Origin of the sequence: Pseudooctadecabacter sp., from assembly GCF_020627745.1 — a bacterium.
GTDB lineage: Bacteria > Pseudomonadota > Alphaproteobacteria > Rhodobacterales > Rhodobacteraceae > Octadecabacter.
In genome coordinates this window covers 25,172-50,344 of sequence record NZ_JAHDGE010000013.1, presented here as the reverse complement: position 1 = coordinate 50,344, position 25,173 = coordinate 25,172, and the positions used below count along the sequence as shown (strand labels likewise).

Sequence of the window (25,173 nt, the reverse complement as noted above, 5' to 3'; positions counted from 1 at the left end):
GGTACAACAGACATGATTAAAATCGGAAATGCGCCCTGTTCCTGGGGTGTGGAATTCGCAGACGACCCCCGCAACCCGGCTTGGCGCAAGGTTTTGGAAGAAAACGCCAAAGCAGGTTTCAAGGGGATTGAGCTCGGCCCCGTGGGCTTTATGCCCGAGGACCCCGCGATCCTTGCGGATGCGCTGGAAGAATTCGATCAGGAACTCGTCGGCGGCGTGGTCTTCCGCCCGTTTCACGACCCAGACGCCTGGGATGATGTGATGGACGGGGCCGTGCGCACCTGCAAAGCCCTCAAGGCGCATGGCGCGCAGCATCTGGTGCTGATCGACAGCATCTCCCCCCGTCGCGCGCCCACCGCTGGCCGCGCGGATGAAGCCGAGCAGATGGACGCCGCCGAATGGGCCGCCTTTCGCGACCGCATCGCGACCGTCGCCAAAATGGGCGCTGAAGAATACGGTCTGACCGTGGGCATGCACGCCCATGCCGCAGGTTTCATTGATTTCGAACCCGAACTGGAACGTTTGCTGGGTGAGGTCGACGAGGCCATTCTGAAAATCTGTTTTGACACGGGCCATCATTCCTATGCGGGGTTTGACCCCGTGGCCTTTATGAAAAAGCACATCGACCGCATCAGCTACATGCACTTCAAAGACATCGACCCCACGGTGAAGGCCCATGTGGTCGCCAACCGCACCGATTTCTACGAAGCCTGCGGTCAGGGCATTTTCTGCAATCTGGGTGACGGCGATGTGGATTTCCCTGCCGTGCGGCAGGTGCTGCTGGATGCCGGATTTGAGGGCTGGTGCACGGTGGAACAGGACTGCGACCCAGAGGGCGACACCTCGCCCCTGCACGACGCCAAACTGAACCGCGCCTATTTGCAGAGCATCGGATTTTGACGCAGACCGACCCTCCGGGGGGAGTTGTATTTACCAAGATGAAGCAGGGGACACGCCCTGAGGGAGACCGAGAATGACACGATTGAACTGGGGCATGATTGGCGGCGGCGAAGGCAGCCAGATCGGGCCGGCGCACCGTTTGGGCGCACAGGCCGATGGCAACTTTGTGCTGGCCGCAGGCGCGCTGGATCACGACGCGGACCGTGGGCGTGAATATGCCCAGCGTCTTGGGGTGGCCGCCGACCGCGCCTATGGCGACTGGCGCGAGATGCTGGAGGGCGAGCAAAAGCGCGATGACCGCGTTGATCTGGTGACTGTAGCCACGCCCAATTCCACCCACTTCGAGATCACCAAATCCTTCCTTGAGGCGGGGTTCAATGTACTGTGTGAAAAGCCCATGACCGTGACCGTCGAAGAGGGTGAGGAGATCGTGAAGATCGCGCGGGCCACAGGCAAAATCTGTGCGGTGAACTATTGCTATTCCGCTTATCCCATGGTGCGCGAAATGCGGCACATGGTGGCCTCGGGCGGGATTGGCAAGGTCCGTCTGATCGTCGCCAATTTCAGCCACGGCCACCACGGCGATGCCACTGATGCCGACAACCCGCGCGTGCGCTGGCGTTACGATCCGGCCATGGCCGGTGCGTCCGGCCAGTTTGCCGATTGCGGCATCCATGCGATGCACATGGCAAGTTTCATTGCAGGCGATGAGGTTGCTTCGCTGTCTGCCGATTTTGCCTCAACCATTGCCAGCCGCGAGTTGGAAGACGACGCTATGGTCAACTTCCGCATGGAAGGCGGCACCGTGGGGCGGCTTTGGACCTCATCCGTGGCCATTGGCCGCCAGCACGGTTTCGACATTCAGGTCTTCGGCGAAACGGGTGGTTTGAAATGGTGGGCCGAACAGCCCAACCAAGTGATGTATACGCCCGTGGGCGGGCGCACGCAGATCATGGAAAAGGGCGAAGGCGGCCTGTCGGATGAGGCCAGCCGCCTCAGCCGTGTGGCCATCGCCCACCCCGAAGGCTTCCCCATGGCAGTGGCCAATATCTATGTCGATCTGGCCGCCGCGATCCGTGGCGAGGCCCATGGCGCCTACCCCACCGCCGAAGACGGCCTGCGGTCCATGGCGGCTGTGCATCAATCGGTGGCCTCGGCCAAACAGGGCGGCGCCTGGGTCGATGCCCGCCCGCCGATGTTCCGCTAAACTTCTAGCCCTGCGGCAAAGGTCGCAGGGTGCCGCGTTCCACGATCCAGCCTGAATGCAGACGCCCTTCGGGCGGGCTCGGGTCGCAGCCCACCTGCTGGGCGATCAAATCGACGCTTTCGCGGATGATGTCCCCGATGGGGTTGTGAATGGTCGTCAGGTTGATGTTCGCCCAACCGGCCATTTCCATGTCATTCAACCCGATCAGCCCCACCTGCCCCGGCACGTCGATGCCTGCCGATTGCAATGCGGACAGCGCGCCGATGCTAACCACATCATCGCCGCAGAAATAGGCCTCGGCCAGATCGGCGCCGATCAGGCGCTGCATCTCGTCGCGCCCGCCGTTGAACGAATAGCTGGCGGCATAGGAGACACTGGCCTCCACATCCGAATGTTTCGCCACCTCATCAAGGAAGCCCGCGTGGCGGTCTTGGGTGGATGTGGCGCTTTCGGGGCCACCCAGAAAGGCGATCCGGCGATATCCCCGTGCAATCAAAGTGGACGCCGCCAGCGCCCCCGCGGCGTGATTGTCGATGCCGATGGTCGTGACCTTGGGGTGCGCCGTCTGACGACCGAATGGATGCACCACCGTCAATCCGGCCTCCTGAAAGGCCTCTGCGAAGGTGACCGGCAGGGTTGAGGATGCCACAATCGCACCATCCACGGAATACTGGCGCAGCATCGCTAAGGATTTCGCGGGGTCCGTTTCATCGCTGAGGTTCACCAGCAAGGGCCGCAGCCCGCGGTTCTGAAGCTCTTTGGTGACCAGATCAAAGACCTGCAAAAAGATCGGGTTGTGAAAGTTGTTCGACACAACCCCGATCATCTTGGTGCGCCCCGTGGTCAGCGACGAGGCCAGAGCATTGGGGCTGTAGCCCAAGGCCGATGCGGCCTTTTCCACCTTTTCGCGGGTCCGCGCGGACACGGATGCGCCTTCGGTAAAGGTTCGTGATACGGCCGACCGGGATACGCCTGCCCGTTCGGCCACATCTTTCAGTGTTACAACCACCTTAGGCAGCGCCCTCAAATTGCGGCTGGGTCTTCGCGCCCGTGATATAGGCGACGATGTCCTGACCGTCCGTTTCTTCCTTGCGCAGATCAGCAACGATCCGTCCGCGCCGGAATACAACGATCCGGTCCATAAGGTCCATGACCTGCCGCATGTTGTGGCTGACAAGGATCAGGGGCTCGCCCGCCTCTTTCAGGGTGCGGATGATGTTTTCCACCTGTTCGGTTTCCTGCACACCCAAGGCCGCCGTGGGTTCGTCCATGATCGTCAGCTTGGAGGCAAAGGTCGCCGTCCGTGCAATCGCCACGCACTGTCGCTGGCCGCCCGACATGTTCTGGATCGTGTTGCGGATGTTGGGGATTTTCACCGCCGTGCGCTGCAATCCTTCGATGGTGGCCTCGCGCATGGCTTTGTAGTCCAGCACGCGGAACGGCCCCAGCCAGTTCCATTTGGTGATCTCGCGGCCCAGAAACAGATTGTCCGGCACATCCAGATCGTCGGCCAGGGCCAGCGTCTGGAACACGGTTTCGATCCCTGCCTCACGGGCATCAATCGGGCCTGAAAAGTGCACCGGCTTGCCGTCAAAGATGATGTCGCCGCTGGTGCGCTGTTCGACCCCGGTGATCTGGCGCACGAAGGTAGATTTGCCCGCCCCGTTGTCGCCCATAATCGCCACGTGTTCCCCCTTGTGGAGGAGGAAATCCGCCCCCTCAAGGGCATGAACCCCGCCATAGTGTTTGGTCAGGCCTTTAGTCTCAAGAATAACATCTGCCATGTCGGCCTCCCTTAACGTCTGGATGTTGCGCGCTCTTGGCGCATTTTATCAAGGACCACGGCGCTGATGATGATCGCCCCCATGGCCATCAGCTGATAGAAGGCGTCCAGTTTGACGTAGGTAAAGCCCGACTGGATGACGCCAAAGACCATCGCCCCCAGCACTGTGCCCACAATCGACCCGCGCCCGCCGGTCAGGGACACGCCCCCGATGACGGCCATGGCGATGGCGTAAAGTTCGTAAAAGATGCCCATGCCGGATTGCGCTGTGAGGTTCTTGGACGACAGGATGATCGCCGCAAAAGCCGCCAGCATCGACGCCACCATATAGACCCGCACCTTGTGGCGCTGGACGTTGATGCCGGACATCCGGGCTGCGTCCTCGTTTGATCCGATCGCATAGGTGTGTTTGCCGTAAAGCGTATATTTCATCACAAAGTGGAGCACGATGGCGAGGCCGATGAACCAGAACACCGGATTCATGGATTTGCCCAAAGTCGCGTAGCTTTCTGTCGGGAAGGAAACCGGCTGGCCGCGTGTCCACGCCTGTGCGATGCCGCGACAGATCAGGAACATGCCCAAGGTCGCGATGAACGGCGGGATGCGGGTGAAGGCAATGAGCGATCCGTTGATCGCCCCGATGAACGCACCAAAGGCAAGGCCCACCAGCACCGGCAGGATCACCGGCAGATCAAAAGCCCAATCAAACACCGCCTTGGGGTTAGGGTTGCCGTTGACCAGTTCGGTCTGCGCAAAGGACATCACGATCATCGCCGTCGCCCCCACCAAGGGGCCGGAAGACAGATCAATCCCGCCGAGGATAATCACCTGTGTGACCCCCAGCGCGATGATGCCGATGATCGACACCTGAAGGATAATGATGCGCAAGCGCGCTTCGTTGAAAATGCTGTCGAACCGGTCTTGAGTGTCGAACAGAAAGCTCTGCCCGTTCATATAGGGCAGCACCTGCCCCAGAACCTCAAAGATCACCACAATGATGATCAAAGCCAGGAAGATGTTGATCTCACCGGGCAAGGACCGCTTTGTCTTGTCGAACGTCAGCCCGCCTGTTCCGTGGGACGTATCCGCCATCGGTTGCTCCTTATGTCCTCAGCATTTTTCGGGGAATTTTATGGGGTGAGGCGGCGCTGAAACGCGCCGCCTCGGATCATGTGCCGATAGGCTTACTGGTATTCAGCAGCGTTCTCAGGTGTGACCAGGATGAACGGGATGAAGACTGTCTTGTCCACGTCCTCACCCGCGGCCAGCGCCAGCGCAGTGTCGATGGAGCCCGCGCCCTGACCTGCAAGGTCCTGGAACACGGTCACGTCCAGATCACCAGCAGACATCGCCACCAGCGCGTCAGGTGTCGCGTCCACGCCACCGACCTGCACGTCAGCCATGTCGATGCCGTTTGCCTTCATGGCCTGGATCGCACCCACAGCCATTTCGTCGTTGTTGGCGATGACGAAATCGAAGGGCTCACCGGAGGACATCCAGTTGGTCATAAGGTCTTGTGCTTCGTCGCGGGACCAGTTTGCTGTCTGCTCGTCGATCAGGGTCATGAAGTTACACATGTCCATGCCGATCACGTCATAGACGTCCTTGGACCGCTGCACGGCGGCCTGGTTGGACAGCTGACCGTTCATCAGATAGCCGGTTGCACCACCGGATTTGCCTTCAGCGCGCAGGTTGCGGCAAATCTGGAACGCCTGAAGCGTGCCGGATTCGATCTCGTTAGACGCAACAAACGCCTGACCTTCGGGCAACGTGTCCATGTTGATGGGCTGACGGTTGACGTAAACCAGCGGCACACCGGCAGAGGCGGCTGCGTTGGACATTGCCTCGGTCGCGTTGGTGTCAACAGCGTTCACGATGATCGCGTCCACGCCAGCGGCGATGAAGTTGTTGATCTGGTCCAGCTGGCGCGCCACGTCGTCCTGGGCGTCTTCCATCTGCAGTTCAACACCGTCCAGCGTGCCGATGTGGTCGGTCATGCCGTTGCGCATGATGGTCAGGCCGTTGTCGTCAAAACGGGCAATGGATGCGCCGATGGTCTGGGCCATGGCGGATGTTGCCATCAGTGCCGTGATACCGGTCGCAAGGATAAGTTTGTTCATGGTGTCCTCCCTAGGAACAGGCGTCCGGCGCGCCTCATTTTTGATCTCACCGGAGCCCTGCCACACCTGCGCATGACAAGGCCGTTTCATGTTGAAAGCGGACATCTCAGGTCTCCCAACCTGATGTTCGTTCCCTGAATGCTGCGGCCTCCTCGCCGCGGCACTAAGCGATTCCCACTTTCGCCACTGATCACTCTAGAGAGTTTGCAACCGGTTGCAAGAATTATGTTGAAAGAATGTTTCGCCCCAACGGACGCCCTTGAATACGCAGCAAATTAAGGGTGTCATGGCCACCAGACAGCCTGTCCTGTCCAGATATCAGGACCCGCGCGCGACCCAGTCCTTGGGCATCACCGGCGTCAGCGACAGCAGCGACCGCGTGTAATCGGCCTGCGGGTTTTCATAAAGGTTCTCGGTCGAAGACACCTCTTCGATCCGTCCGGCCCGCAACACTGCCGTGTCATCGGCCATCTGGCGCACCACAGCCAGATTGTGGCTGATGAACAGGATCGTCAGGCCAAAGGTCGATTGCAAATCCTTTAGCAGGTTCAGGATTTCCGCCTGTATCGACACATCCAGCGCCGACGTCGGCTCGTCACAAATCAAGAACCGTGGCCGCGCCAAAAGCGCACGCGCCACAGCGATCCGTTGCCGCTGACCCCCCGAAAACTGATGGGGGTATTTGTCAATCGCATCCGGCGCCATGCCCACCAGTTCCAGCATGGCCGCCGCCAGCCGCCGCCGCTCTGCCCTCTCGGTGACAAACCCATAGAACCACAAAGGCTCCTCCAAGATATCCCCGATCCGGTGGCGGGAATTCAGGCTCGAATACGGGTCCTGAAACACCATCTGGATCAGTTGCCGCGACGGGTGATAGCGGCTGCGTGTCTTGCCATAGGGCAATTCCGCATCCCCTAAACGCATCTCACCGGACGCAGGGCTGACCAGCCCGGTGATGGCCTTGGCGAGCGTGGATTTGCCCGACCCGCTTTCACCCACCAGCCCCATAATCGTGCCGGGACGCACCGTCAGGCTCACGTTATCTAGGGCCACGTAAGGGTCCGGTTTGCGGAAAATCGACGTGCGCGGGGCGGCAAAGGTGACGGTCAGGTCGGTGAGTTTCAGGCCCAACAGGTCGGACCGTTGGCCCTCCAGCAACCAGTCTTCCGCCAGGTTCCCCGTCGGGCCATCGCCCGCAATCGGCGCCTCTTCGGGCACGCGAAACCGATCAATCCGGCGGTCCAGCGGCGGGACCGCATCCATCAGCGCGCGGGTATAGGGGTGTTCCGGCGCGCCCAGCACCTGCCGCGTCTCCCCGCTTTCCATGACTTTGCCATGGCGCATGACCGTCACGCGGTCGGCCACTTGCGCAATCACGCCGATGTCGTGGGTGATCAGCATGAAGGCGATATCGCGGTCCCGCGCCAATCGTTTGATCAGGTCCAGCACTTGGGATTGCACCGCAACATCCAGCGCCGTTGTGGGTTCATCCGCGATAATCAGTTCGGGGTCCGTGCAAATGGCCAGAGCGATCACGACCCGCTGGCGCATGCCCCCCGAAAACTGGTGCGGATAGGCCTTGATGCGTTTGGCCGCATCCTTAATCCCGATCTCCTCCAATAAATCAACGGCGCGTTTAAGGGCCTCTGCATGGGTCACATCGGAATGGGCCTGAATGGTCTCAATCAGCTGATCTTCAATCGTCATCAGCGGGTTGAGGGATGTCTGCGGGTCCTGAAAGATCATCGAAATCCGGTCGCCGCGCACGGCGTGGGCCTCGGACGGGGTCAGCGTGCGAAGGTCGGTGTCACCCAGCGAAATCTCACCCCCCGCGATATATCCGGGGCTGGACAACAGCCCGATGACGGCGGCCCCAACGGTCGATTTCCCCGCACCGCTTTCCCCCACCAACCCGTGAATTTCACCGGGACGGATGACCATATCCACGTCCTCAATCGCGGTAAAATCGCCAAACCGCGACGGGAACTTTACGGCCAGATCCTTGATCACCAACATCAGCGCAGCCTCGGGTTAAAGACATCGCGCAGGAAGTCGCCAAGGATGTTAATGGACACGACCAAGGCGACCAGAAACAGCGTCGGAATCCACAAAATCCACCATTCCCCCGACAGCAAGAACTGCATTCCGATGCGGATCAGCGTGCCAAGGCTGGGGCTGTCCGCAGGCAGGCCGATGCCAAGGAACGACAGTGTGGCCTCCAGCAAGATGGCGCTGGCCAGATCGACGGTCATGATCACCAGCAAAGGCCCAAGGATGTTGGGCAGAATGTGCACAAACATGATCCGCACGGGCCGCTGGCCCATCATGATCGCCGCCTGCACGTATTCCTTTTGCATCTGCACAAAGGTGGACGCCCGCGCCGTGCGTGCAAAATTCACCCAAAGCGACAACGCAATCGCCAGCGTCAGCACCGCGACCCGCAGGTCCGCCTGCACCGATGCAGGCAACACGCCCCGCGCGATGCCGTCAATCAACAGTGCCGTCAGGATCGCGGGCAGCGCCAGCTGCACATCGGCAATCCGCATGACCACCGCGTCAAACCGTCCGCCGTAGAACCCTGCGGCAAGGCCCAGCCCCACCCCCAATACGGCGGCAATGGTCAGCGCGGAAATCCCGATGACCAGCGACAGTCGTGCCCCGTACAGGATCGACGAGATCATATCCCGCCCCTGATCGTCCGTGCCCAGCAGGTACTTGGGGTTCGCGCCGTCTTCCCACACAGGCGGCAGCAGCCCGTCAAACAGGCTGAACGACGACAAATCATAGGGGTCGACTTGCGCAATCCACGGCGCGAAGACCGCCCCCAGAATGATCGCAAGCGCCACAATCGCCGCAACAATCGCAGCGGGGGAATGAACGAACAACCACACCCCTTCGCGGCGTTTGAGCCAGTCCACCATCACACGTCCCTCACCCGCAAGCGCGGGTCAATGGCCACGTAAAGCAGGTCCACGACCAAGTTCACCAACACAAAGAAAAACGCGATGACGACCAGATAGACGCCCATGACAGGGATATCGACAAAGCGGATGGATTCCAGAAACAGCAGCCCCATGCCGGGCCATTGAAAGACGCTTTCGGTGACGATGGAAAAGGCGATGACGCCGCCGAACTGCAACCCGATAATGGTAATCACCGGCACCATCGTATTGGCCAGCGCGTGACGGTAATGCAGCCGCCCCATGGGCACCCCGCGCGCCATGCCGAACCGGATGTAGTCGGACCGCATAACCTCCATCATCTCGGCGCGCACAAGGCGCATGGTCAGGGTCAGTTGATAGACCCCCAGCGTGATCGCCGGCAGCAGCAGCGACCGCCATCCTTCGATGGTGAACAGCGAACTTTCCCAGCCGCCGATCTGCACCGTGCCACTGCGCCCAAAGGTCGGCAACCAGCCCAGCTGCACCCCGAAGATGAAAATCAACATGATGCCAATGACAAAGGTGGGGATCGACACGCCCACCAACGTGGTCATCAAAATGGCCTGCGTGGCCACGCCCCTCGGCCTGAGCGCGGTATAGACCCCCGCCGGTATCCCCACGATGAGCGATATCAGCAGCGCCACAATCCCTAATTCCAACGTCGCGGGAATCCGGTCCGCGATCATATCCGCCACAGGCTGGCGCGTGCGGTAGGAAAACCCGAAATCGCCCTGCAACAGATCGGTCGTGAACCGATAAAATTGCACAACAAACGGGTCATTCAACCCCAGATCGTCGCGCAGCTTTTCCTGATCCGCGACAGAGGTTTCCACCCCCGTCATCTGGCTGACCGGATCGCCCACGAACCGGAACAGCGAAAACGCCAAAAAGGCGACGGCCAGCATCACAAAGACCGACTGAACCAGCCGTTTGAGGATGAAATAGACCATCGCCTGTTTGCTTTTCTATCCGGTCAGTTGACCGTGACCCACCGCAACATGAAGAAGTTGTCCGCACGTTGCACCAGATCGATATTGTCCTTGGCAGCCCAGATCAGCGGCTGGGTATAGAGCGGGATATAGGCGACCTCCTCTTGCGTGATCGCCACGACCTCGTCGATCATCGCCTGACGGGCGGCGGGGTCGATCTCTTGCTGGATCATCGGCAGCAATTCATCCACGCGCGCGTTTGAATAATTGCCGAAGTTCCACGACCCCAGCTTGGCCTCATCATCCTGAGAATGCATCAGGAAACGAATGGGGTGTTCCATGTCGAAGGTGCCGGGCGACCAGCCCAGCAGGTACATATCGAAATCGTCCTCACGCAACTGCGTCCAGTAATCGCGCACGGGGCCTGTCGTCAGCTCCGCATCCAGACCCACAGCTGCGAACATCGACGCCGCCGCACGGCACAGCGCCTCATCGTTGATGTAGCGGTCGTTCGTGCACTTCAGACCAAAGGAGAACCCGTCAGGATAGCCCGCCTCGGCCAGCAGTTCGCGGGCGCGGTCGGGATCATAGGCGGGACGGTCGGTGTTGGCCTCCGAATAGCCGGAAATGCCTTCGGGCACCAACTGGTTGGCGGCCTCGATCTTGCCACGGAACAACACGCGGTCGATGCTGTCAATGTCCAGCGCGTGGGCGGCGGCCAGTCGCACACGTGGGTCTTGGAACGGATTGGCGTCGGTCACGTCTGCGGAATAGAGAAGCGCATCATGTTCATGACCAAAGCCGAACATGATCACGCGGGTTTCCTCGCCTTCCAGCACCTTGAACCCGTCGCGGCCCTCGACCTGCGCCACGTCCTGCAAGGGGATCGGCTGGATAAAATCAATCTCACCTGACAGAAGGGCTGCCAATCCGGTCGCGGAATTGCCGATGGGCGTAAACACGGCCTCGGTCACATTGTGCTGGGCGTCGTCCCACCAGCCCTCAAACGGGACCAGAACGGTGCGGACACCAGGGTCACGACCGGCCAGCGTGAAGGGCCCTGTGCCGTTGACGTTCATGGTCGCAAAGTTTTCCGCGTCGCGCGCAGGCAAGGCGGCATCGTTGCCTTCGGCCCAGTCTTTGTCGAGGATCATGAAGTTCGCGATGCTGTCGGGAAACAGCGGGTTCGGCGCTGTGGTCACAAAATCAATCGTGAAGTCATCGACCACCCGCACGTCACTTACAGGCGCGAACCACGACCGCACATCAGCGGCCTCATCAGATGCGCGCTGGTACGAAAACAACACGTCTTCGGCGGTGAAATCCGACCCGTCCTGAAAGGTCACGCCTTCACGCAGCGTGAAACGCCAGCCGTTTTCGCCCTCCAGCGGTTCCCACGATGTGGCCAAGGACGGCTCGATCGACATGTCCTCACCACGGCGCACCAGACCTTCATAGACGTTGTTCAAAAAGGACAGAACCGGTGCGGAATTGACCGCATGGGGGTCCATTGTCTGCGGGTCGGTCGTGGATGCCCAGCGCAGGGTTTCCGCATGAGCCCCCATGGCAAACGTTGCAAACGCCGCCCCCATCAATGCCGTTGTGCCAAGATTGCGTCGCGTCATAGTGATCCCTCCAAGGTCAGACTTTCGGGAAAGAGTGGCGTGTTTCCCCCCCGCGTCAAGCCGCCGCACCGCATTTGTAGAAAGTTTGATCGCTTAGCAAATCGGCTAAACGTTCTGCCGCGCTGCCGCTTGCAGCGCCAGCCGTTCCGCGCCAGTCTGACCCGATGACCCCTCCTGATCCCCACAGCGCCCTGCTGGCGCGCATAGATGCAAAAACCGACGACCTGATCGCGCTGACACAGGATCTGATCCGCATTCCGACACTGAATCCACCGGGTGATTGCTACCGCGACATCTGCGATTATCTCGACCGTCGCTTGGGCGCTGCGGGCTTTGCCACCCAACTGATCCGCGCCCACGGCACCCCCGGTGACAGCGACAGATACCCCCGCTGGAACATCGTCGCCCGCCGCGAGGGCACGTCCCCCGGCGACACCGTGCATTTCAACAGCCATACGGATGTGGTTGAGGTCGGCCAAGGCTGGACGCAAGATCCTTTTGGCGGCGCCCTCATCGACGGACGCGTCTACGGGCGCGGGGCCTGCGATATGAAAGGGGGCCTTGCCACCTCCGTCATCGCCGCCGAAGCGTTCTTGGAAGAATATCCCGACTTCGCGGGTGCCATCGAAATTTCCGGCACGGCGGATGAGGAATCAGGCGGCTACGGCGGTGTCGCCTATCTGGCCGAACAGGGCTATTTTGACCCTACGCGCGTGCAACACGTGATCATTCCCGAACCGCTAGGCCATGACCGCATCTGTCTGGGCCATCGTGGCGGCTGGTGGGCCGAAATCGAAACCTTTGGCGAAATTGCCCATGGCTCCATGCCGTTCTTGGGCGATTGCGCGGTGCGTCACATGGGGGCCGTGCTCGAGAAATTCGAGGCCGAGCTGTTCCCCGCCATGGCCAAGCGCCGCACAGATATGCCCGTCGTCCCCGAAGGCGCGCGGCAATCCACCATGAACATCAATTCCATCCACGGCGGTCAGGCCGAACAGGCCGATGACTTTACCGGCCTGCCCGCCCATTGCGTGCCGGACAGCTGCCGCATCGTCATCGACCGCCGCTTTCTCGTCGAAGAGCCCCTCGACACCGTGCGCGGAGAAATCACAGCGATGTTGGAGGGACTTAAATCCGACCGGCCGAATTTCACCTACGCCCTGCGCGAACTCAATTCCGTCCTGCCCTCGATGACAGACAAACACGCGCCCGTGGTCCAAACCGTGACACAGGCCATCCGCGACGTGATGGGCAAGACGCCCGACTACGTGGCCTCCCCCGGCACCTACGACCAAAAACACATTGACCGGATCGGGCGGCTGAAAAACTGCATCGCCTATGGGCCGGGCATTCTGGAACTGGCCCATAAACCCGATGAATATATCGACGTGGCCGATATGGTGGCCTCCGCCAAGGTCATGGCGCTCAGCCTTACGACCATTCTTTTGCCGTAAGGCCGCGCCCAACGTCACACGAACCAACTGCTTGAATTTCCGCGCCTGCACGTAAAGACTGTGCGCAATCGAAAACAGGGGACCTACCATGACCTTTCTCACCCGCCTGACTGCCGTGTCAGCCTTCGCCCTGATGGCGACGACCGCAACCGCCCAGACCGACATCACCGTCGCCATCCAGCTTGAGCCGCCAAACCTTGACCCGACGGGGGGCGCCGCCCAAGCCATCGACAGCGTTCTGTATTCCAACGTGTTCGAGGGCCTGACGCGTTTCATGGCCGACGGCTCCGTCGTGCCGGGCCTGGCGGAAAGCTGGGACATTTCCGAAGACGGGCTGACCTACACCTTCGCCCTGCGCTCAGGCGTGACCTTCCATGACGGCACAGCAATGGACGCCGAAGATGTCAAATTCTCCCTCGACCGCGCCCGCGCCGAGGACAGCACGAATGCCCAGAAGGGCCTCTTCGCTGACATCGCAGAGGTCACAGTGATCGACCCCCAAACGGTCGAAGTGACCTTGTCCCAACAAAACGGGTCGTTCCTGTTTAATATGGCTTGGGGTGACGCCGTGATCGTGGCCCCCGAAAGCATCGAAACCATCGCCTCCAACCCCGTGGGCACCGGTGCGTTCACCTTCACCGACTGGGTGCAGGGCGACCGTCTGGAACTCACCCGCAATGACGCATATTGGGGTGATGCCCCGGCGTTGGAAACCGCGACCTTCCGCTTCATCTCCGACCCGACGGCTGCGTTTGCGGCGGTGATGGCCGAAGACGTGGACGTCTTCGTGGGCTTCCCCGCCCCCGAAAATCTTCCCCAGTTTGAAGCGGACCCACGGTTCCAAGTGCTCGTCGGCAACACCGAAGGTGAGACGATCCTGTCCACCAACAACCAGATGCCGCCCTTCGACAATGTGCTGGTGCGTGAAGCCGTGGCATTGGCCATCGACCGCCAAGCCATCATCGACGGCGCGATGTTCGGCTACGGCACGCCCATCGGCACGCACTTTGCCCCTCACAACCCCGACTACGTGGATCTGTTGGGCAACTCCCCCCACGATCCCGACCGCGCCCGCGAACTGCTGGCCGAAGCGGGCTTTGCCGACGGCTTCACCACGACACTGAAACTGCCGCCCCCGTCTTACGCGCGCCGTGGCGGGGAAATCATCGCAGCCCAGCTGCGTGAGGTCGGGATCGAGGCTGAGATTACCAACCTCGAATGGGCCCAATGGCTCGAAGAGGTGTTCAAAGCCAAGGACTTCGGCCTGACCATCGTGAGCCACACCGAACCCATGGATATCGGCATCTATGCGAACCCGGACTACTATTTCCAGTACGACAACATCGTCTTCCAGGCGGTGATGGAAAAGCTGAACGCGACCACGGATCCCGCTATGCGCTCCGAACTGATGGCGGCAGCCCAGACCATCATTTCCGAGGATTATGTCAACGGCTACCTCTTCCAGCTCGCCGTGCCCACAGTGGCGCAGGCCGGCCTGAATGGCCTGTGGACGGACCAGCCCACAGCGGCTGTTGATCTGACAGGCGTATCTTGGTCCGAATGAACAAGCATCAGACAGGGCGGTGCCACCCCGCCGCCCTGTTTCGTTTTGCCCTCAATACTCCGGGGGAGGCGCGGTCACGCGACGGGGGCAGCGCCCCCCTCTTGCCGCGCCAAAATTCCGGAATTTTGGCCCCCCATTCGCCGCAGGCGCAGATCCGTCCATGATCCGCTACACCGCCGGTCGCCTTGCGTCCCTCATCCTCAGCCTCATCGCCGCCTCCATCGTGATCTTTGCCGTGATCGAAGTCATCCCCGGCGATCCTGCGTCCTTCATGTTGGGCGTCAACGCCCGCGAAGACACGCTGGCCGCCCTGCGTGACCAGATGGGTCTGAATGACCCGCTGCCCGTGCGCTATCTCAACTGGGTCACCGGCCTGCTGACCGGCGACCTTGGCACGTCGTGGACCTACAAGACCCCCGTGGCCGATCTGGTGGCCGACCGCATCTGGGTGTCCCTGCCGCTGGCGATCTACGCGCTGACGCTGTCCACCCTTATTGCCTTTCCCGCAGGCATCATTGCCGCATCCCGTCGCGGCGGGCCTGCGGATGTCACCATCATGGGGGCCACGCAGCTGGGCGTGGCCATCCCCAATTTCTGGTTCGCTATGATCCTTGTGCTGATCTTTGCGATCAATCTGCGTTGGTTTTCCGCCGGTGGTTTTCCGGGGTGGGAGGACCCCGCGCTGGCGCTCAAATCCCTCACCCTGCCTGCCATAGCGCTCGCCCTGCCGCAGGCCGCTATTCTGGCCCGTGTCATGCGCTCGTCCTTGCTGGATATGCTGGGGGAGGATTTTATCCGCACTGCCCGCGCCAAGGGCCTCAGCCGCCGCCAAGCGCTCTGGCGGCACGCTGTGCGCAATGCGCTGATCCCGGTGCTCACCATCATTGGCTTGCAATTCTCCTTCCTGCTGGCCGGTGGCATCATCATCGAACAGGTGTTCTTTTTGCCCGGCCTCGGACGGCTCATTTTCCAAAGCATCTCCGCCCGTGATTTGATTGTGGTGGAAAGTGTGGTGATGCTGTTGGTCTTCACCGTCATCGTGGTGAATTTCGCCGTCGATCTGGCCTATGCCGCTGTCGACCCGCGCCTCAGGCGGCGCGCATGAAACTGTCGTTCTACATCGGGGCAGCACTTACGGCGCTGTTCCTTGCGCTGGCCGCGCTGTCGTTTGTCTGGACGCCCTATGACATCCAGTCCCTCGATATTCCCAACAAACTGCAACGCCCCAATGCCACCTACCTGCTGGGCACTGACCAATTCGGGCGCGACATCCTCAGCATGATCATGATGGGCGCGCGCACCTCTATTGCCGTGGCGCTGCTGGCCGTGGGCATCGGCATCGCGGCGGGTGTGCCCCTTGGCCTGCTGGCCGCCGCCCGGCGGGGAACGTGGTTGGACGAAGTCATTATGCGCGGCAATGATCTGGTCTTCGCCTTCCCCAGCCTTGTTATCGCCATCCTGATCACCGCCGTCTACGGCGCGTCGGCCACCAATGCGATCATCGCCATCGGCATCTTCAACATCCCCGTCTTTGCGCGCCTCAGCCGTGGTGCGGCCCTGCCGCTGTGGGAACGCGATTTCATCCTCGCCGCCCGCGTGGCGGGCAAAGGCCCTGCCCGCATCTCCGCCGAACATATCCTGCCCAACATCACCAACCTGATGATCGTCCAAGGCACCATCCAGTTCAGCCTTGGTATTCTGGCTGAGGCCGCGCTGTCCTATATCGGTCTTGGCGCGCAGCCGCCCACAGCCAGCTGGGGCCGGATGCTGGCCGATGCCCAGACCCTGACGGCGATCGCCCCGCACACCGCGCTGATCCCCGGCTGTACGATCATCGCCATGGTGCTGGGGCTGAACCTGTTGGGCGACGGGTTACGCGATTGGCTTGACCCGCGCCTGAGGGTGGACCGCACATGACCCTGCTCGGCGTGAAGAACCTGACCCTCAATATCGGCCCCCACCCGATCCTTCATGACGTGGACCTGACCGTTGAGGCGGGCAAGATCACCGCCATCACGGGCGAAAGCGGGTCCGGCAAATCCATGACGGCGCTGGCCATCATGGGCCTGTTGCCCAAGGGCGCCAACACCACCGGCACGATTACCTTCGAAGGCGGCGACCTGCTGCAAACATCCGAACCGGACTTGTGTGACATCCGTGGCAATGACATCGGCATGGTGTTCCAAGAACCCATGACCGCGCTGAACCCGGTGCACACCATCGGCAGCCAAGTGGCCGAAACCATCCGCATCCACACCAAAGCTTCAAAAACCGACGCCATGGCGCAGGCCGCGACGATGCTGAAACGCGTGGGGCTGGATGTGCCGCCCGACCGCTATCCGCATGAACTTTCCGGCGGCCAGCGCCAGCGCGTTGTGATTGCCATGGCCATCGCCCTGCGTCCCAAGCTGCTGATCGCGGATGAACCCACAACGGCGCTGGATGTGACCACGCAGGCGCGCATCCTGACCCTGCTGCAATCGCTGGTGAATGAATTTCAGATGGGGTTGATCCTGATCACCCATGACCTCGCCGTGGTGGCCGATGTGGCGGATACGATCACTGTCATGAAAAAAGGCCGCGTGGTGGAAAGCGGCCCCGCGACCCGCGTGCTGACCCAGACACAGCACCCCTACACCAAGGCCCTTCTGGCCGCGTCCAGCCATCAGCCAGCCACACGAGAGCCATACGCCAGCCAGACACCCGCCACCCCCGGCCTCGTCGTTCAAAACGTCACCCGCACCTATCCCCTGCCGCGCCAGACTATCCTAGGCCGCCGCGCCCATTTCCGCGCCCTTGATAACGTCAGCCTGACGATTGCACCGGGGGAGCGCGTGGGCCTTGTGGGGGAATCCGGCTGCGGCAAATCCACCCTCACACGGGCCATTCTGGGGTTGGAGGATGTGCAGGCGGGGACCATCACACTCGACGGTGATCCGGTGTTTACCGGCAACCGCCCCAACCTGACCGTGCGGCGCAAGATGCAGGTGGTGTTCCAAGACCCCTATGGGTCGTTCAACCCGCGCCACCGCGTGGGGCGGCTGGTGTCGGAACCGTGGCACCTGCTGGAAACCAAGCCACCAAACGGCCCTGACCTGATCGCGCAGGCCCTGACCGACGTGGGCCTCACCCCGTCTGATGCCGACAAATACATCCACGAATTTTCCGGCGGCCAACGTCAGCGCATCGCCATTGCCCGTGCGCTGATCACCCAGCCGGATTTGATCATTTTCGACGAAGCCGTCTCGGCCCTTGATGTCTCCGTGCGAGCGCAAATCCTTGATCTGATTGCCGATCTTGGGACAAAGCGGCGGCTGGCCTATCTCTTTATCTCTCACGATCTGCACGTCGTTCGCGCTGTGACCGACCGTGTTCTGGTCATGCAAAAGGGCCGCATTGTTGAGGACGGACCAACCGCCCAAGTCTACGACACCCCCCAACATCCCTACACCAAAGAGTTGCTGGCCGCCGCCCCGCACCTCCCCGATTTTGCTGAGGTTTGATATGCCGCTGACCCCCTTTAACATCCCCCAAGCCCACCACCTGATCGGGGGCGCATGGGTGCAGGCCGCAGATACGCTCCCCGTGACCGACCCCTCCGACAACAGCCCGCTGACCACCATCGGACGCGGCACCGCCGCCGACATCGACCGTGCGGTGGCCGCCGCCCAGACAGCCCGTGACGGTGCGTGGGGCGCCATGACCGCGCTGGACCGGGGCCGCATCCTCACCCGCATCGGGCAGGCCGTGTTGACCCATGTTGATACGCTGGCCCAGCTCGAATCCCGCGACGTGGGCAAGCCGCTGACGCAGGCGCGTGCAGACGCTGTGGCGCTGGCCCGCTATCTGGAATTCTACGGCGGGGCGGCGGATAAAATCACAGGCGAAACCATCCCTTATCTGGACGGCTACACCGTTTATACCCTGCGCGAACCCCATGGCGTCACAGGCCATATCATCCCGTGGAACTACCCCATGCAGATCATCGGACGCTCCGTCGGGGCGGCGCTGGCCATGGGCAATGCCTGCGTTCTGAAACCCGCCGAAGACGCCTGCCTGACGGCACTGGCCTTCGCCCAGATCGCCACAGACGCGGGCCTGCCTGACGGGGCGCTGAACGTGGTCACGGGGCTGGGGGCAGAGGCCGGTGCGGCCCTCGCCGCACATCCCGGCATCCAGCACATGTCCTTCACGGGATCTGTCGCAACGGGCGAAGCAATACAGGCCGCTGCCGCCAAAAACGTCATCCCCGTCACGCTGGAACTGGGCGGCAAATCCCCGCAACTGGTGTTTGATGACGCCGATCTGGACCGTGCCCTGCCGTTTCTTGTGAACGCGGGTATTCAGAACGCAGGCCAGACCTGCTCTGCCTCCTCGCGCATCTTGGTGCAGCGCGGCATTTACGCCCGTGTCCGCGACCGCATGGCCGACGCCTACCGACGCCTGCGCACAGGCCCCGCGCTTGAGGATTTCAACGTGGGCCCGCTGATCTCAGCCAAACAAAAATCCATCGTTGAGGGGTTTTTGGATCAAGGTGCGGACCTGACCATCGCGGCCCAAGGCCAGATCGTCACCGACGCGGCGGGGCACTATGTGGCGCCCACATTGTTTGACGACGTGCCCCCGGATCACGCCTTAGCCCAGCGCGAAATCTTTGGACCTGTGCAGGTCCTCATTCCCTTTGATGATGAAGCCCAAGCCGTTGAAATCGCAAACGGAACCGACTTTGGCCTCGTGGCCTCCGTCTGGTCGGAAAACGGCGCGCGACAGATGCGGCTGGCGCGGGCGCTGAAGTCCGGTCAGGTCTTTATCAACAACTACGGCGCAGGCGGCGGTGTGGAATTGCCCTTTGGCGGCGTGGGCAAATCAGGCCATGGTCGCGAAAAAGGGTTCGAAGCGCTCTACGGCTTTTCCACCCTCAAAACCGTTGCGGCCTATCATGGATGACACAATGACCTACACCACCGGCCCCCGAAACCTGATCACCGATGTGTCCGGCCTGACGGTGGGGAATGCACAGGACGAAACCCTGAAATCCGGCAGCACGGTGTTGCTGGGGGACGTGCCGTTTACGGCGTCGGTCCATGTGATGGGTGGTGGGCCCGGCACGCGGGAAACGGACCTTCTGGCCCCCGACAAGACCGTCCAACAGGTGGACGCGCTGGTGCTGTCGGGCGGGTCCGCCTTTGGTCTGGACGCCTGTTCGGGCGTGGCCGACGCCCTGCGAGACGCCGGACGCGGTTTTGCGGTGGGCAATGTGACCGTGCCGATTGTACCAGGTGCCATCGTGTTTGACCTGATCAACGGGGGCGACAAGGCGTGGGGGGCCAACCCCTATCCGGATTTGGGGCGTGCTGCGTACAATGCGGCTGGGGTCGACTTTGCCATTGGCACCGCCGGTGCGGGCACGGGGGCCATGGCTGCGCGTCAGAAAGGCGGGCTGGGGTCCGCCTCGGTGGTTTTGCCGGATGGCACGACGGTCGGTGCGCTGGTGGTGGTCAACGCGTTGGGGTCGGTCACGACACCCGGCGACCGTCATTTCTGGGCCGCCCCGTTCGAGATGGGCGATGAGTTTGGCGGGTTCGGCCCGGACCCCGATGTGGCCTACACCACGCCTGACCCCAGCCTGAAAGAACAGGCCATGGGCCTGCACGCCGCCAAAGGGGCAAACACGACAATCGCCATTGTCGCCACCGATGCGCCGCTGACAAAAACCCAATGTCACAGGCTGGCGGTCAACGCCCATGACGGGATGGCCCGCGCGATTGTACCGTCCCATACGCCACTTGATGGGGATTTGGTGTTTGGCGTGTCCACGGGCACCGGCGCGCCCTTGGATGTGGCGGGCTATGCGCCTGTGGGGGCGGCAGCTGCCACCTGCCTCAGCCGCGCGATTGCGCGTGCGGTTTATGCGGCGACACCGGCCGCGGGCGACCTGATCCCGACCTATGGGGCCGCTAACTGACGCGGGCAGAGGCGATGGCTGTGGTTTTCACGATCGCATAGATGCGCTCGCCCACAGCCAAGCCCATGGCCTTGGCCGACCGCTGTGTCACCCGCGCAAGCAGCCGCGCTTCACCGGCTTGCAGTCCCACAACCACACCATTGCCTTGCCCCTGATCCACCGCAGAAATCTGCACGGCCAAGATATTGAGCGCCGACATCCCCTCAGGCGCTGTGCGCGACAGGATCACGTCCTGCGCGGGCACCCGCACGCGCACGGTGCCCCCCGCGCGGCCTACGGGGCCGGGCACCCAAAGGGCACCGGCGTCGGTTTCAACCTTGGTCAGACCATCATCCGCATGGCCCACCACACGGCCCGTCAAGACGGCACCTGCGTCCTGCACACCGATGAAGGGCACGGCAGCGGGGTCCGACAGCACGCGATCGACCGGCCCCGACACCACGATCTGACCCCGGTCCAACACGACGATCTGGCCGGCAAGGCGTGCGACCTCGGCCATGTCATGGCTGACGTAAAGCATCGGGATTGCGGTCTGGTCGCGCAGCGCCTCAAGATAGGGCAGGACCTCCGCCTTGCGCGGCGCGTCCAATGCCGACAGGGGTTCATCCAACAGCAACACATCCGGCCCCGACATCAGAGCACGGCCCAAGGCCACGCGCTGCGCTTCGCCCCCTGACAAGGTGGCTGGGGTGCGATCCAACAGCGCCTCAAGCCCCAGCAGCGCGATGATCTTCTCCTCATCCACGCGGCCCCCGTAGCGCAGGTTTTGCAGGACCGTCATATGCGGAAAAAGACGGGCGTCTTGGTAGACGTATCCGATGTTGCGCCGGTGCGGCGGCAAGGCGGACAGGGCGCGGCCATCAAGGGTGACGGTGTTTTGATCGCACCGCAGAAAGCCCGCAATGGCGCGGATCAGGCTGGTCTTGCCCGACCCTGAGGGGCCAAAAACCGCCGTGATCCCCGCAGGCACATCGAACGCGGCGTCAAGCGTGAAGGCGTCAAAGGTTTTGCGGACATCCACCTGCAACATCACCGCCCCCTGCGCCGCGCAGCGCGGCTGGCCAAACCCTCGGACACCATCAGGGCGACGGCAGCGATGGCGATGGACACGACCGCAAGGCGCAGGGCCAAAGGTTCACCCCCCGGAACTTCAAGCAGCGTGTCGATGGACAGTGCCAGCGTTTGCGTCTGACCGGGAATGTTGGACACAAACGTCACCGTCGCGCCAAACTCGCCCATGCCTTTGGCAAAGCCCAACACCGCCCCCGCCAAAATGCCAGGCCAGGCCAGTGGCAAGGTCACCGTCCGCAACACCCGCAGGCGCGTGGCACCCAGCCCGCTTGCGGCCTCCTCCAACCCCGGATCAATGGCGTCCAGCGACAATCGGATCGCACGGACCATCAGCGGAAAACCCATGATTGCGGCGGCCAATGCGGCCCCCGTCCAGCGAAAGGCAAAGACCAGACCGAACAGCGCCTCAAACGCCTCACCCAACGGGCCGGTGCGGCCAAAGCCCAACAGCAGCAGATAGCCCGTGACCACCGGCGGCATGACAAGCGGCAAATGCACCAGCACGTTCAGCGCCTGACGCCCCCAGAAATCGCCCCGTGACAGGGCATAGGCCACACCAAAGCCCACCGGCAGGCTGAACAAAGTCGCCCAGAACGCGACCTTCAGGGACAGCCACAACGCAGTCCATTCCGCAGGGCCCAGCCAATCGGTCATGATCCCTCCGGCGGGGGCAAAAAGCCCCATCGTGCAAGAACGGATTGTCCGTCAGGCGACAGCACAAAGGCCATCATCGCCGCCCCCTCCATGGTGACGGCCGCGCCGGCATAGGTGATCGGAATGTGACTGTCGGTGGGGAAGGCATAGGCCTCAACCAAGGTCGGAAAGGCCACCAGATCGCTGGCGTAGCCGATGCCATAGGTGGCCTCACCAAGGTCGACAAAACGCAGGGCGGCGCGGACATTGGCGGCCTGAATGACGCGCGCCTCAAGGGTGGACCACAGGCCCAGCTCCCCCAGCGCCTGACGTCCGTATCGTCCTGCGGGGACAGCCTCAATCTGGGCCATGGCGAGCAGGCCGTCGTCCAAAATGTCGGGAAATTCCGACATGTCATCAACGGCTTGTCCGTCTCGGGTCAACAGGACCAACCGGTTGGAGGCAAAATCCTGTGCCTGCGACACGACCCCTTCGGACACCAGCCAATCGGCCCAATCGCGGTCCGCCAGCAACACCACATCCGCAGGCGCGCCCAAGGCCACCTGCCGCGCAAGCGCGGAACTTGCGGCATAGACCGTCACCACATCGGCCCCCGTTGCGGCCTCAAAATCTTCGGCCATCTCCTCAACCGCATCGCGCAGCGACGAGGCGGCGAAGACGGTGATAGGCTCCGCCGCCGCAGCGCCCGTCAAAAGACCCGCCGCGCACAGCAAATAAAGGAGTTTTTGCACGATTCGTTGCAATTTTGAGGGCACCAGTCTAGGTTGAAGGCATTGAGGACGCCAAAAAGAGTTAAGAAGAAGAACCGTACCCATGGCAAACATGAAAGGTTTGCAACAGCAAGAGATTGATTTGGGCGATGCCGCCAAAACCGATCTTCGCACCCAGTTTGCGGCGCTGTGCTACCGCATCAAGAACGATAAACTGCAATTCTGTCTGGTCACCTCGCGCCGGTCGGGCCGCTGGATCGTGCCCAAAGGCTGGCCGATGAATGGCGAAACCCCCATGGACGCCGCCGCAACCGAAGCCTTTGAAGAGGCGGGCGTCGAAGGCAAAATATCGCCCCAGCCCGTAGGCGTGTTCAGCTATTACAAGGTCCGCACGGAGGACGAATTGCCCTGCATGGCGGTTCTTTACGCCCTCAAGGTCAAAAAGGTACACAGCCGCTGGCCCGAGAAAAAGGAACGTCAGCGCAAGTGGGTGTCGCGCAAGAAAGCCGCCGCCATGGTCAGCGATGCGGAACTGGGTGAAATTATCCTGCGCTTTCAGCCTGCCTAACACCCGACAGGACCGCGCCATATTGCTCTGCCATCGGTCGCGCCCTATCTATTGGGCAGACCAAAGGGGCTATCATTGATCCGCTACACCCTCACCTGCGACCAAGACCACCGGTTCGAAAGCTGGTTCGCATCCTCGTCCGCGTTTGATGCGCTGGAAAAGGCCGGTCATCTGGCCTGCGCGGTCTGCGGGTCGGCACAGGTGACACGCAGCCTTATGGCCCCGTCCGTGCCCGCGAAATCCAACACAGCGGACTTGGCAGCCCCGATGTCGGACGCCGAGGACGCAGTGACAAAAATGCGCAAACACGTCGAGGACAACAGCGACTACGTCGGCATGTCCTTTGCCACCGAAGCGCGCAAAATGCATGACGGTGATGCCCCTGAACGGGCCATCTACGGTGAGGCCAAGTTGGACGACGCCAAAAAGCTGATCGAGGACGGGATCCCCGTGGCCCCCCTTCCCTTTATGCCCAAACGAAAGACGAACTAATGCAGGTTTTGATCACAGGGGCGAGCCGCGGCATTGGCGCACAGATGACCGCACAGCTTGAGGCGCGGGGCGATACGGTCACGGCTGTGGCGCGATACGGGCGCGATATCGCGGTGGATGTGTCTGATGCGGCGTCCATCCGCGCCATGGCCGATGCCTTTGGTGACAAACCGCTGGATTTGCTGGTGTGCAATGCCGGCGTCTTCCCGGATCGGGGCGAAGACCTGAGCACGGGTTTTCCTGCCGACATGTGGGCAGAGGTTTTCGCGATCAACGTAACAGGCGTGTTCCTGACGGTGCAGGCTTTGCTGCCGAATTTGCGGGCGGCCAAGGGTAAAATCGCCATCATCTCAAGCCAGATGGGCGCGTCGACCAAAGCCTCCGGTGGTGGCTATATCTACCGCGCGTCCAAGGCTGCAGCGACGAATTTGGCGTTCAATCTGGCCACGGACCTTAGGTCAGATGGCGTGGCCGTGGGGGCCTATCACCCCGGCTGGGTGCGCACGGATATGGGCGGTGCCTCCGCCGCCGTCTCGCCTGAGGACAGCGCCGCAGGGCTGATCGCCCGTTTTGACGCGCTGAACATCACCAACACGGGGCTGTTTGAAACCTACGACGGCCAAGCCCATCCCGCTTGATCCGTGGCGGGCTAGTCGCCTTCGAATTCACACAGGATGTGGACGTCCATCCCCATCCCTTCCAGTTTCTTGCGGCCGCCCAAGTCCGGCAGGTCGATCACGAAGGCGCAGCCCACGACGACCCCGCCCAATCGTTCGATCAACTTGATCCCCGCCTCTGCGGTGCCACCCGTGGCCAGCAGATCGTCGACCACCAGCACCTTGGCCCCCGCCTCAATCGCGTCGTCGTGCAGTTCCATCACGGCCTCACCGTATTCCAGCGTATAGGCCTGTTCGATGGTCTTGCCCGGCAGCTTGCCCTTCTTGCGGATCGGCACGAAGCCCTTCCCCAGCTGGTGCGCAATTGCCCCGCCAAGAATGAACCCCCGTGCCTCAAGCCCGACAACCACATCAATGTCCGCGCCCGCATGGGGATGCAGCAACTGATCCACCGCCATCCGAAACCCGCGCGGGTCGGCAAAGAGCGTCGTGACATCGCGGAACATGATCCCCTCATGGGGGAAATCGGGGATCGTGCGGATATAATCCTGAACGGTTTTCATGGGGCGGTC

General features: G+C 61.9%; 24 protein-coding genes. 12 read left to right on the top strand and 12 right to left on the bottom strand.

From position 1 onward, the window contains the following. The first annotated feature begins 12 nt into the window (after positions 1 to 12). Together QZ653_RS07605 and QZ653_RS07600 are read left to right on the top strand one after the other, a co-directional pair. A complete protein-coding gene (locus QZ653_RS07605; protein ID WP_296419132.1) occupies positions 13 to 900 on the top strand; it encodes a TIM barrel protein in 888 nt (295 codons plus the stop codon). A 73-nt stretch (positions 901 to 973) separates the two neighbouring features. After that, entirely contained in the window at positions 974 to 2,107 is a 1,134-nt protein-coding gene (locus tag QZ653_RS07600) for a Gfo/Idh/MocA family protein (RefSeq protein WP_296419130.1), read from the top strand. 4 nt (positions 2,108 to 2,111) lie between these two features. Here the strand turns inward: QZ653_RS07600 and QZ653_RS07595 are convergent, their stop codons facing one another. From QZ653_RS07595 to QZ653_RS07560, 8 genes are all read right to left on the bottom strand, one after another. After that, entirely contained in the window at positions 2,112 to 3,116 is a 1,005-nt protein-coding gene (locus QZ653_RS07595; protein WP_296419128.1) for a LacI family DNA-binding transcriptional regulator, read from the bottom strand. A 1-nt stretch (position 3,117) separates the two neighbouring features. Beyond that, positions 3,118 to 3,891, bottom strand: a complete 774-nt coding sequence (locus tag QZ653_RS07590) for an ATP-binding cassette domain-containing protein (RefSeq protein ID WP_296419126.1) — start codon at positions 3,889 to 3,891, stop codon at positions 3,118 to 3,120. Positions 3,892 to 3,902: 11 nt separating this feature from the next. Continuing rightward, positions 3,903 to 4,982, bottom strand: a complete 1,080-nt coding sequence (locus tag QZ653_RS07585; protein WP_296419124.1) for an ABC transporter permease — start codon at positions 4,980 to 4,982, stop codon at positions 3,903 to 3,905. A gap of 92 nt (positions 4,983 to 5,074) precedes the next feature. After that, positions 5,075 to 6,010: a substrate-binding domain-containing protein gene (locus tag QZ653_RS07580; protein ID WP_296419122.1), complete on the bottom strand. Its 936-nt coding sequence runs from the start codon at positions 6,008 to 6,010 to the stop codon at positions 5,075 to 5,077. Between the two features lie 318 nt (positions 6,011 to 6,328). Next, complete coding sequence (locus QZ653_RS07575) at positions 6,329 to 8,026, bottom strand: dipeptide ABC transporter ATP-binding protein (protein WP_296419120.1); 1,698 nt, start codon at positions 8,024 to 8,026, stop codon at positions 6,329 to 6,331. Then, the gene (locus QZ653_RS07570) at positions 8,026 to 8,931 is read right to left on the bottom strand and encodes an ABC transporter permease (RefSeq protein ID WP_296419119.1); all 906 of its coding nucleotides are present in this window, start codon (positions 8,929 to 8,931) and stop codon (positions 8,026 to 8,028) included. Before QZ653_RS07570 ends, QZ653_RS07575 begins: the two co-directional genes overlap by 1 nt. Continuing rightward, entirely contained in the window at positions 8,931 to 9,902 is a 972-nt protein-coding gene (locus tag QZ653_RS07565; protein WP_296419117.1) for an ABC transporter permease, read from the bottom strand. The genes QZ653_RS07570 and QZ653_RS07565 overlap by 1 nt, the downstream gene beginning before the upstream one ends. A 23-nt stretch (positions 9,903 to 9,925) precedes the next feature. Further along, positions 9,926 to 11,506: an ABC transporter substrate-binding protein gene (locus QZ653_RS07560; protein WP_296419114.1), complete on the bottom strand. Its 1,581-nt coding sequence runs from the start codon at positions 11,504 to 11,506 to the stop codon at positions 9,926 to 9,928. A 164-nt stretch (positions 11,507 to 11,670) separates the two neighbouring features. Here QZ653_RS07560 and QZ653_RS07555 point away from each other — a divergent pair, with 164 nt between their 5' ends. The 7 genes from QZ653_RS07555 (at position 11,671) to QZ653_RS07525 (ending at position 20,489) form a co-directional block, all read left to right on the top strand. Then, positions 11,671 to 12,960 carry an acetylornithine deacetylase/succinyl-diaminopimelate desuccinylase family protein gene (locus tag QZ653_RS07555; protein ID WP_296419111.1) on the top strand — a complete coding sequence of 430 codons (1,290 nt, stop codon included), beginning with the start codon at positions 11,671 to 11,673 and terminating at the stop codon, positions 12,958 to 12,960. 88 nt (positions 12,961 to 13,048) lie between these two features. After that, a complete protein-coding gene (locus QZ653_RS07550) occupies positions 13,049 to 14,524 on the top strand; it encodes an ABC transporter substrate-binding protein (RefSeq protein ID WP_296419110.1) in 1,476 nt (491 codons plus the stop codon). A gap of 160 nt (positions 14,525 to 14,684) precedes the next feature. Beyond that, positions 14,685 to 15,629 (top strand): ABC transporter permease, encoded by a 945-nt coding sequence (locus tag QZ653_RS07545; protein WP_296419108.1) that lies wholly within the window; start codon positions 14,685 to 14,687, stop codon positions 15,627 to 15,629. Then, positions 15,626 to 16,441: an ABC transporter permease gene (locus QZ653_RS07540; protein ID WP_296419106.1), complete on the top strand. Its 816-nt coding sequence runs from the start codon at positions 15,626 to 15,628 to the stop codon at positions 16,439 to 16,441. Before QZ653_RS07545 ends, QZ653_RS07540 begins: the two co-directional genes overlap by 4 nt. Further along, positions 16,438 to 18,027, top strand: a complete 1,590-nt coding sequence (locus tag QZ653_RS07535) for an ABC transporter ATP-binding protein (RefSeq protein WP_296419104.1) — start codon at positions 16,438 to 16,440, stop codon at positions 18,025 to 18,027. The genes QZ653_RS07540 and QZ653_RS07535 overlap by 4 nt, the downstream gene beginning before the upstream one ends. 1 nt (position 18,028) lies before the next feature. Next, positions 18,029 to 19,471, top strand: coding sequence for an aldehyde dehydrogenase family protein (locus QZ653_RS07530; RefSeq protein WP_296419102.1), 1,443 nt, complete (start codon positions 18,029 to 18,031; stop codon positions 19,469 to 19,471). 4 nt (positions 19,472 to 19,475) lie between these two features. Beyond that, the gene (locus QZ653_RS07525) at positions 19,476 to 20,489 is read left to right on the top strand and encodes a P1 family peptidase (protein WP_296419148.1); all 1,014 of its coding nucleotides are present in this window, start codon (positions 19,476 to 19,478) and stop codon (positions 20,487 to 20,489) included. On the opposite strand, the gene modC is transcribed toward QZ653_RS07525, so the two are convergent. Genes modC through modA form a run of 3 tightly spaced genes read right to left on the bottom strand, consistent with a single transcriptional unit; the run spans position 20,482 to position 22,945 of the window. After that, positions 20,482 to 21,519 carry a molybdenum ABC transporter ATP-binding protein gene (modC, locus tag QZ653_RS07520; RefSeq protein WP_296419101.1) on the bottom strand — a complete coding sequence of 346 codons (1,038 nt, stop codon included), beginning with the start codon at positions 21,517 to 21,519 and terminating at the stop codon, positions 20,482 to 20,484. The two genes, QZ653_RS07525 and modC, sit on opposite strands and share 8 nt — an antisense overlap. Then, the gene (gene modB / locus QZ653_RS07515; protein WP_296419099.1) at positions 21,519 to 22,214 is read right to left on the bottom strand and encodes a molybdate ABC transporter permease subunit; all 696 of its coding nucleotides are present in this window, start codon (positions 22,212 to 22,214) and stop codon (positions 21,519 to 21,521) included. The genes modC and modB overlap by 1 nt, the downstream gene beginning before the upstream one ends. Continuing rightward, positions 22,211 to 22,945, bottom strand: a complete 735-nt coding sequence (gene modA / locus QZ653_RS07510; protein WP_296419098.1) for a molybdate ABC transporter substrate-binding protein — start codon at positions 22,943 to 22,945, stop codon at positions 22,211 to 22,213. Before modA ends, modB begins: the two co-directional genes overlap by 4 nt. 82 nt (positions 22,946 to 23,027) lie before the next feature. Between modA and QZ653_RS07505 the strand changes: the two genes are divergently transcribed. From QZ653_RS07505 to QZ653_RS07495, 3 genes are all read left to right on the top strand, one after another. Beyond that, positions 23,028 to 23,492: an NUDIX hydrolase gene (locus QZ653_RS07505; RefSeq protein WP_366933063.1), complete on the top strand. Its 465-nt coding sequence runs from the start codon at positions 23,028 to 23,030 to the stop codon at positions 23,490 to 23,492. Between the two features lie 75 nt (positions 23,493 to 23,567). Beyond that, complete coding sequence (locus QZ653_RS07500) at positions 23,568 to 23,984, top strand: DUF1178 family protein (protein ID WP_296419096.1); 417 nt, start codon at positions 23,568 to 23,570, stop codon at positions 23,982 to 23,984. Then, on the top strand, positions 23,984 to 24,622 hold the full coding sequence (locus tag QZ653_RS07495; protein WP_296419094.1) for an SDR family NAD(P)-dependent oxidoreductase: 639 nt from the start codon (positions 23,984 to 23,986) through the stop codon (positions 24,620 to 24,622). Before QZ653_RS07500 ends, QZ653_RS07495 begins: the two co-directional genes overlap by 1 nt. A gap of 11 nt (positions 24,623 to 24,633) precedes the next feature. Here QZ653_RS07495 and QZ653_RS07490 read toward each other — a convergent pair whose 3' ends face one another. Further along, complete coding sequence (locus QZ653_RS07490; protein WP_296419091.1) at positions 24,634 to 25,164, bottom strand: adenine phosphoribosyltransferase; 531 nt, start codon at positions 25,162 to 25,164, stop codon at positions 24,634 to 24,636. Positions 25,165 to 25,173 lie beyond the last annotated feature (9 nt).

Excerpts from the sequence above, each read along its gene's own strand:
- QZ653_RS07605 (WP_296419132.1), top strand. The coding sequence starts at position 13 with ATGATTAAAATCGGAAATGCGCCCTGTTCCTGGGGTGTGGAATTCGCA.
- QZ653_RS07585 (WP_296419124.1), bottom strand. The coding sequence starts at position 4,982 with ATGGCGGATACGTCCCACGGAACAGGCGGGCTGACGTTCGACAAGACA.
- QZ653_RS07540 (WP_296419106.1), top strand. The coding sequence starts at position 15,626 with ATGAAACTGTCGTTCTACATCGGGGCAGCACTTACGGCGCTGTTCCTT.
- QZ653_RS07550 (WP_296419110.1), top strand. The coding sequence starts at position 13,049 with ATGACCTTTCTCACCCGCCTGACTGCCGTGTCAGCCTTCGCCCTGATG.
- QZ653_RS07545 (WP_296419108.1), top strand. The coding sequence starts at position 14,685 with ATGATCCGCTACACCGCCGGTCGCCTTGCGTCCCTCATCCTCAGCCTC.
- QZ653_RS07560 (WP_296419114.1), bottom strand. The coding sequence starts at position 11,506 with ATGACGCGACGCAATCTTGGCACAACGGCATTGATGGGGGCGGCGTTT.
- QZ653_RS07600 (WP_296419130.1), top strand. The coding sequence starts at position 974 with ATGACACGATTGAACTGGGGCATGATTGGCGGCGGCGAAGGCAGCCAG.
- QZ653_RS07530 (WP_296419102.1), top strand. The coding sequence starts at position 18,029 with ATGCCGCTGACCCCCTTTAACATCCCCCAAGCCCACCACCTGATCGGG.
- QZ653_RS07525 (WP_296419148.1), top strand. The coding sequence starts at position 19,476 with ATGACCTACACCACCGGCCCCCGAAACCTGATCACCGATGTGTCCGGC.
- QZ653_RS07590 (WP_296419126.1), bottom strand. The coding sequence starts at position 3,891 with ATGGCAGATGTTATTCTTGAGACTAAAGGCCTGACCAAACACTATGGC.
- QZ653_RS07555 (WP_296419111.1), top strand. The coding sequence starts at position 11,671 with ATGACCCCTCCTGATCCCCACAGCGCCCTGCTGGCGCGCATAGATGCA.
- modC (WP_296419101.1), bottom strand. The coding sequence starts at position 21,519 with ATGTTGCAGGTGGATGTCCGCAAAACCTTTGACGCCTTCACGCTTGAC.
- QZ653_RS07580 (WP_296419122.1), bottom strand. The coding sequence starts at position 6,010 with ATGAACAAACTTATCCTTGCGACCGGTATCACGGCACTGATGGCAACA.
- QZ653_RS07575 (WP_296419120.1), bottom strand. The coding sequence starts at position 8,026 with ATGTTGGTGATCAAGGATCTGGCCGTAAAGTTCCCGTCGCGGTTTGGC.
- QZ653_RS07505 (WP_366933063.1), top strand. The coding sequence starts at position 23,028 with ATGGCAAACATGAAAGGTTTGCAACAGCAAGAGATTGATTTGGGCGAT.
- QZ653_RS07565 (WP_296419117.1), bottom strand. The coding sequence starts at position 9,902 with ATGGTCTATTTCATCCTCAAACGGCTGGTTCAGTCGGTCTTTGTGATG.
- modB (WP_296419099.1), bottom strand. The coding sequence starts at position 22,214 with ATGACCGATTGGCTGGGCCCTGCGGAATGGACTGCGTTGTGGCTGTCC.
- QZ653_RS07570 (WP_296419119.1), bottom strand. The coding sequence starts at position 8,931 with ATGGTGGACTGGCTCAAACGCCGCGAAGGGGTGTGGTTGTTCGTTCAT.
- QZ653_RS07490 (WP_296419091.1), bottom strand. The coding sequence starts at position 25,164 with ATGAAAACCGTTCAGGATTATATCCGCACGATCCCCGATTTCCCCCAT.
- QZ653_RS07495 (WP_296419094.1), top strand. The coding sequence starts at position 23,984 with ATGCAGGTTTTGATCACAGGGGCGAGCCGCGGCATTGGCGCACAGATG.
- QZ653_RS07535 (WP_296419104.1), top strand. The coding sequence starts at position 16,438 with ATGACCCTGCTCGGCGTGAAGAACCTGACCCTCAATATCGGCCCCCAC.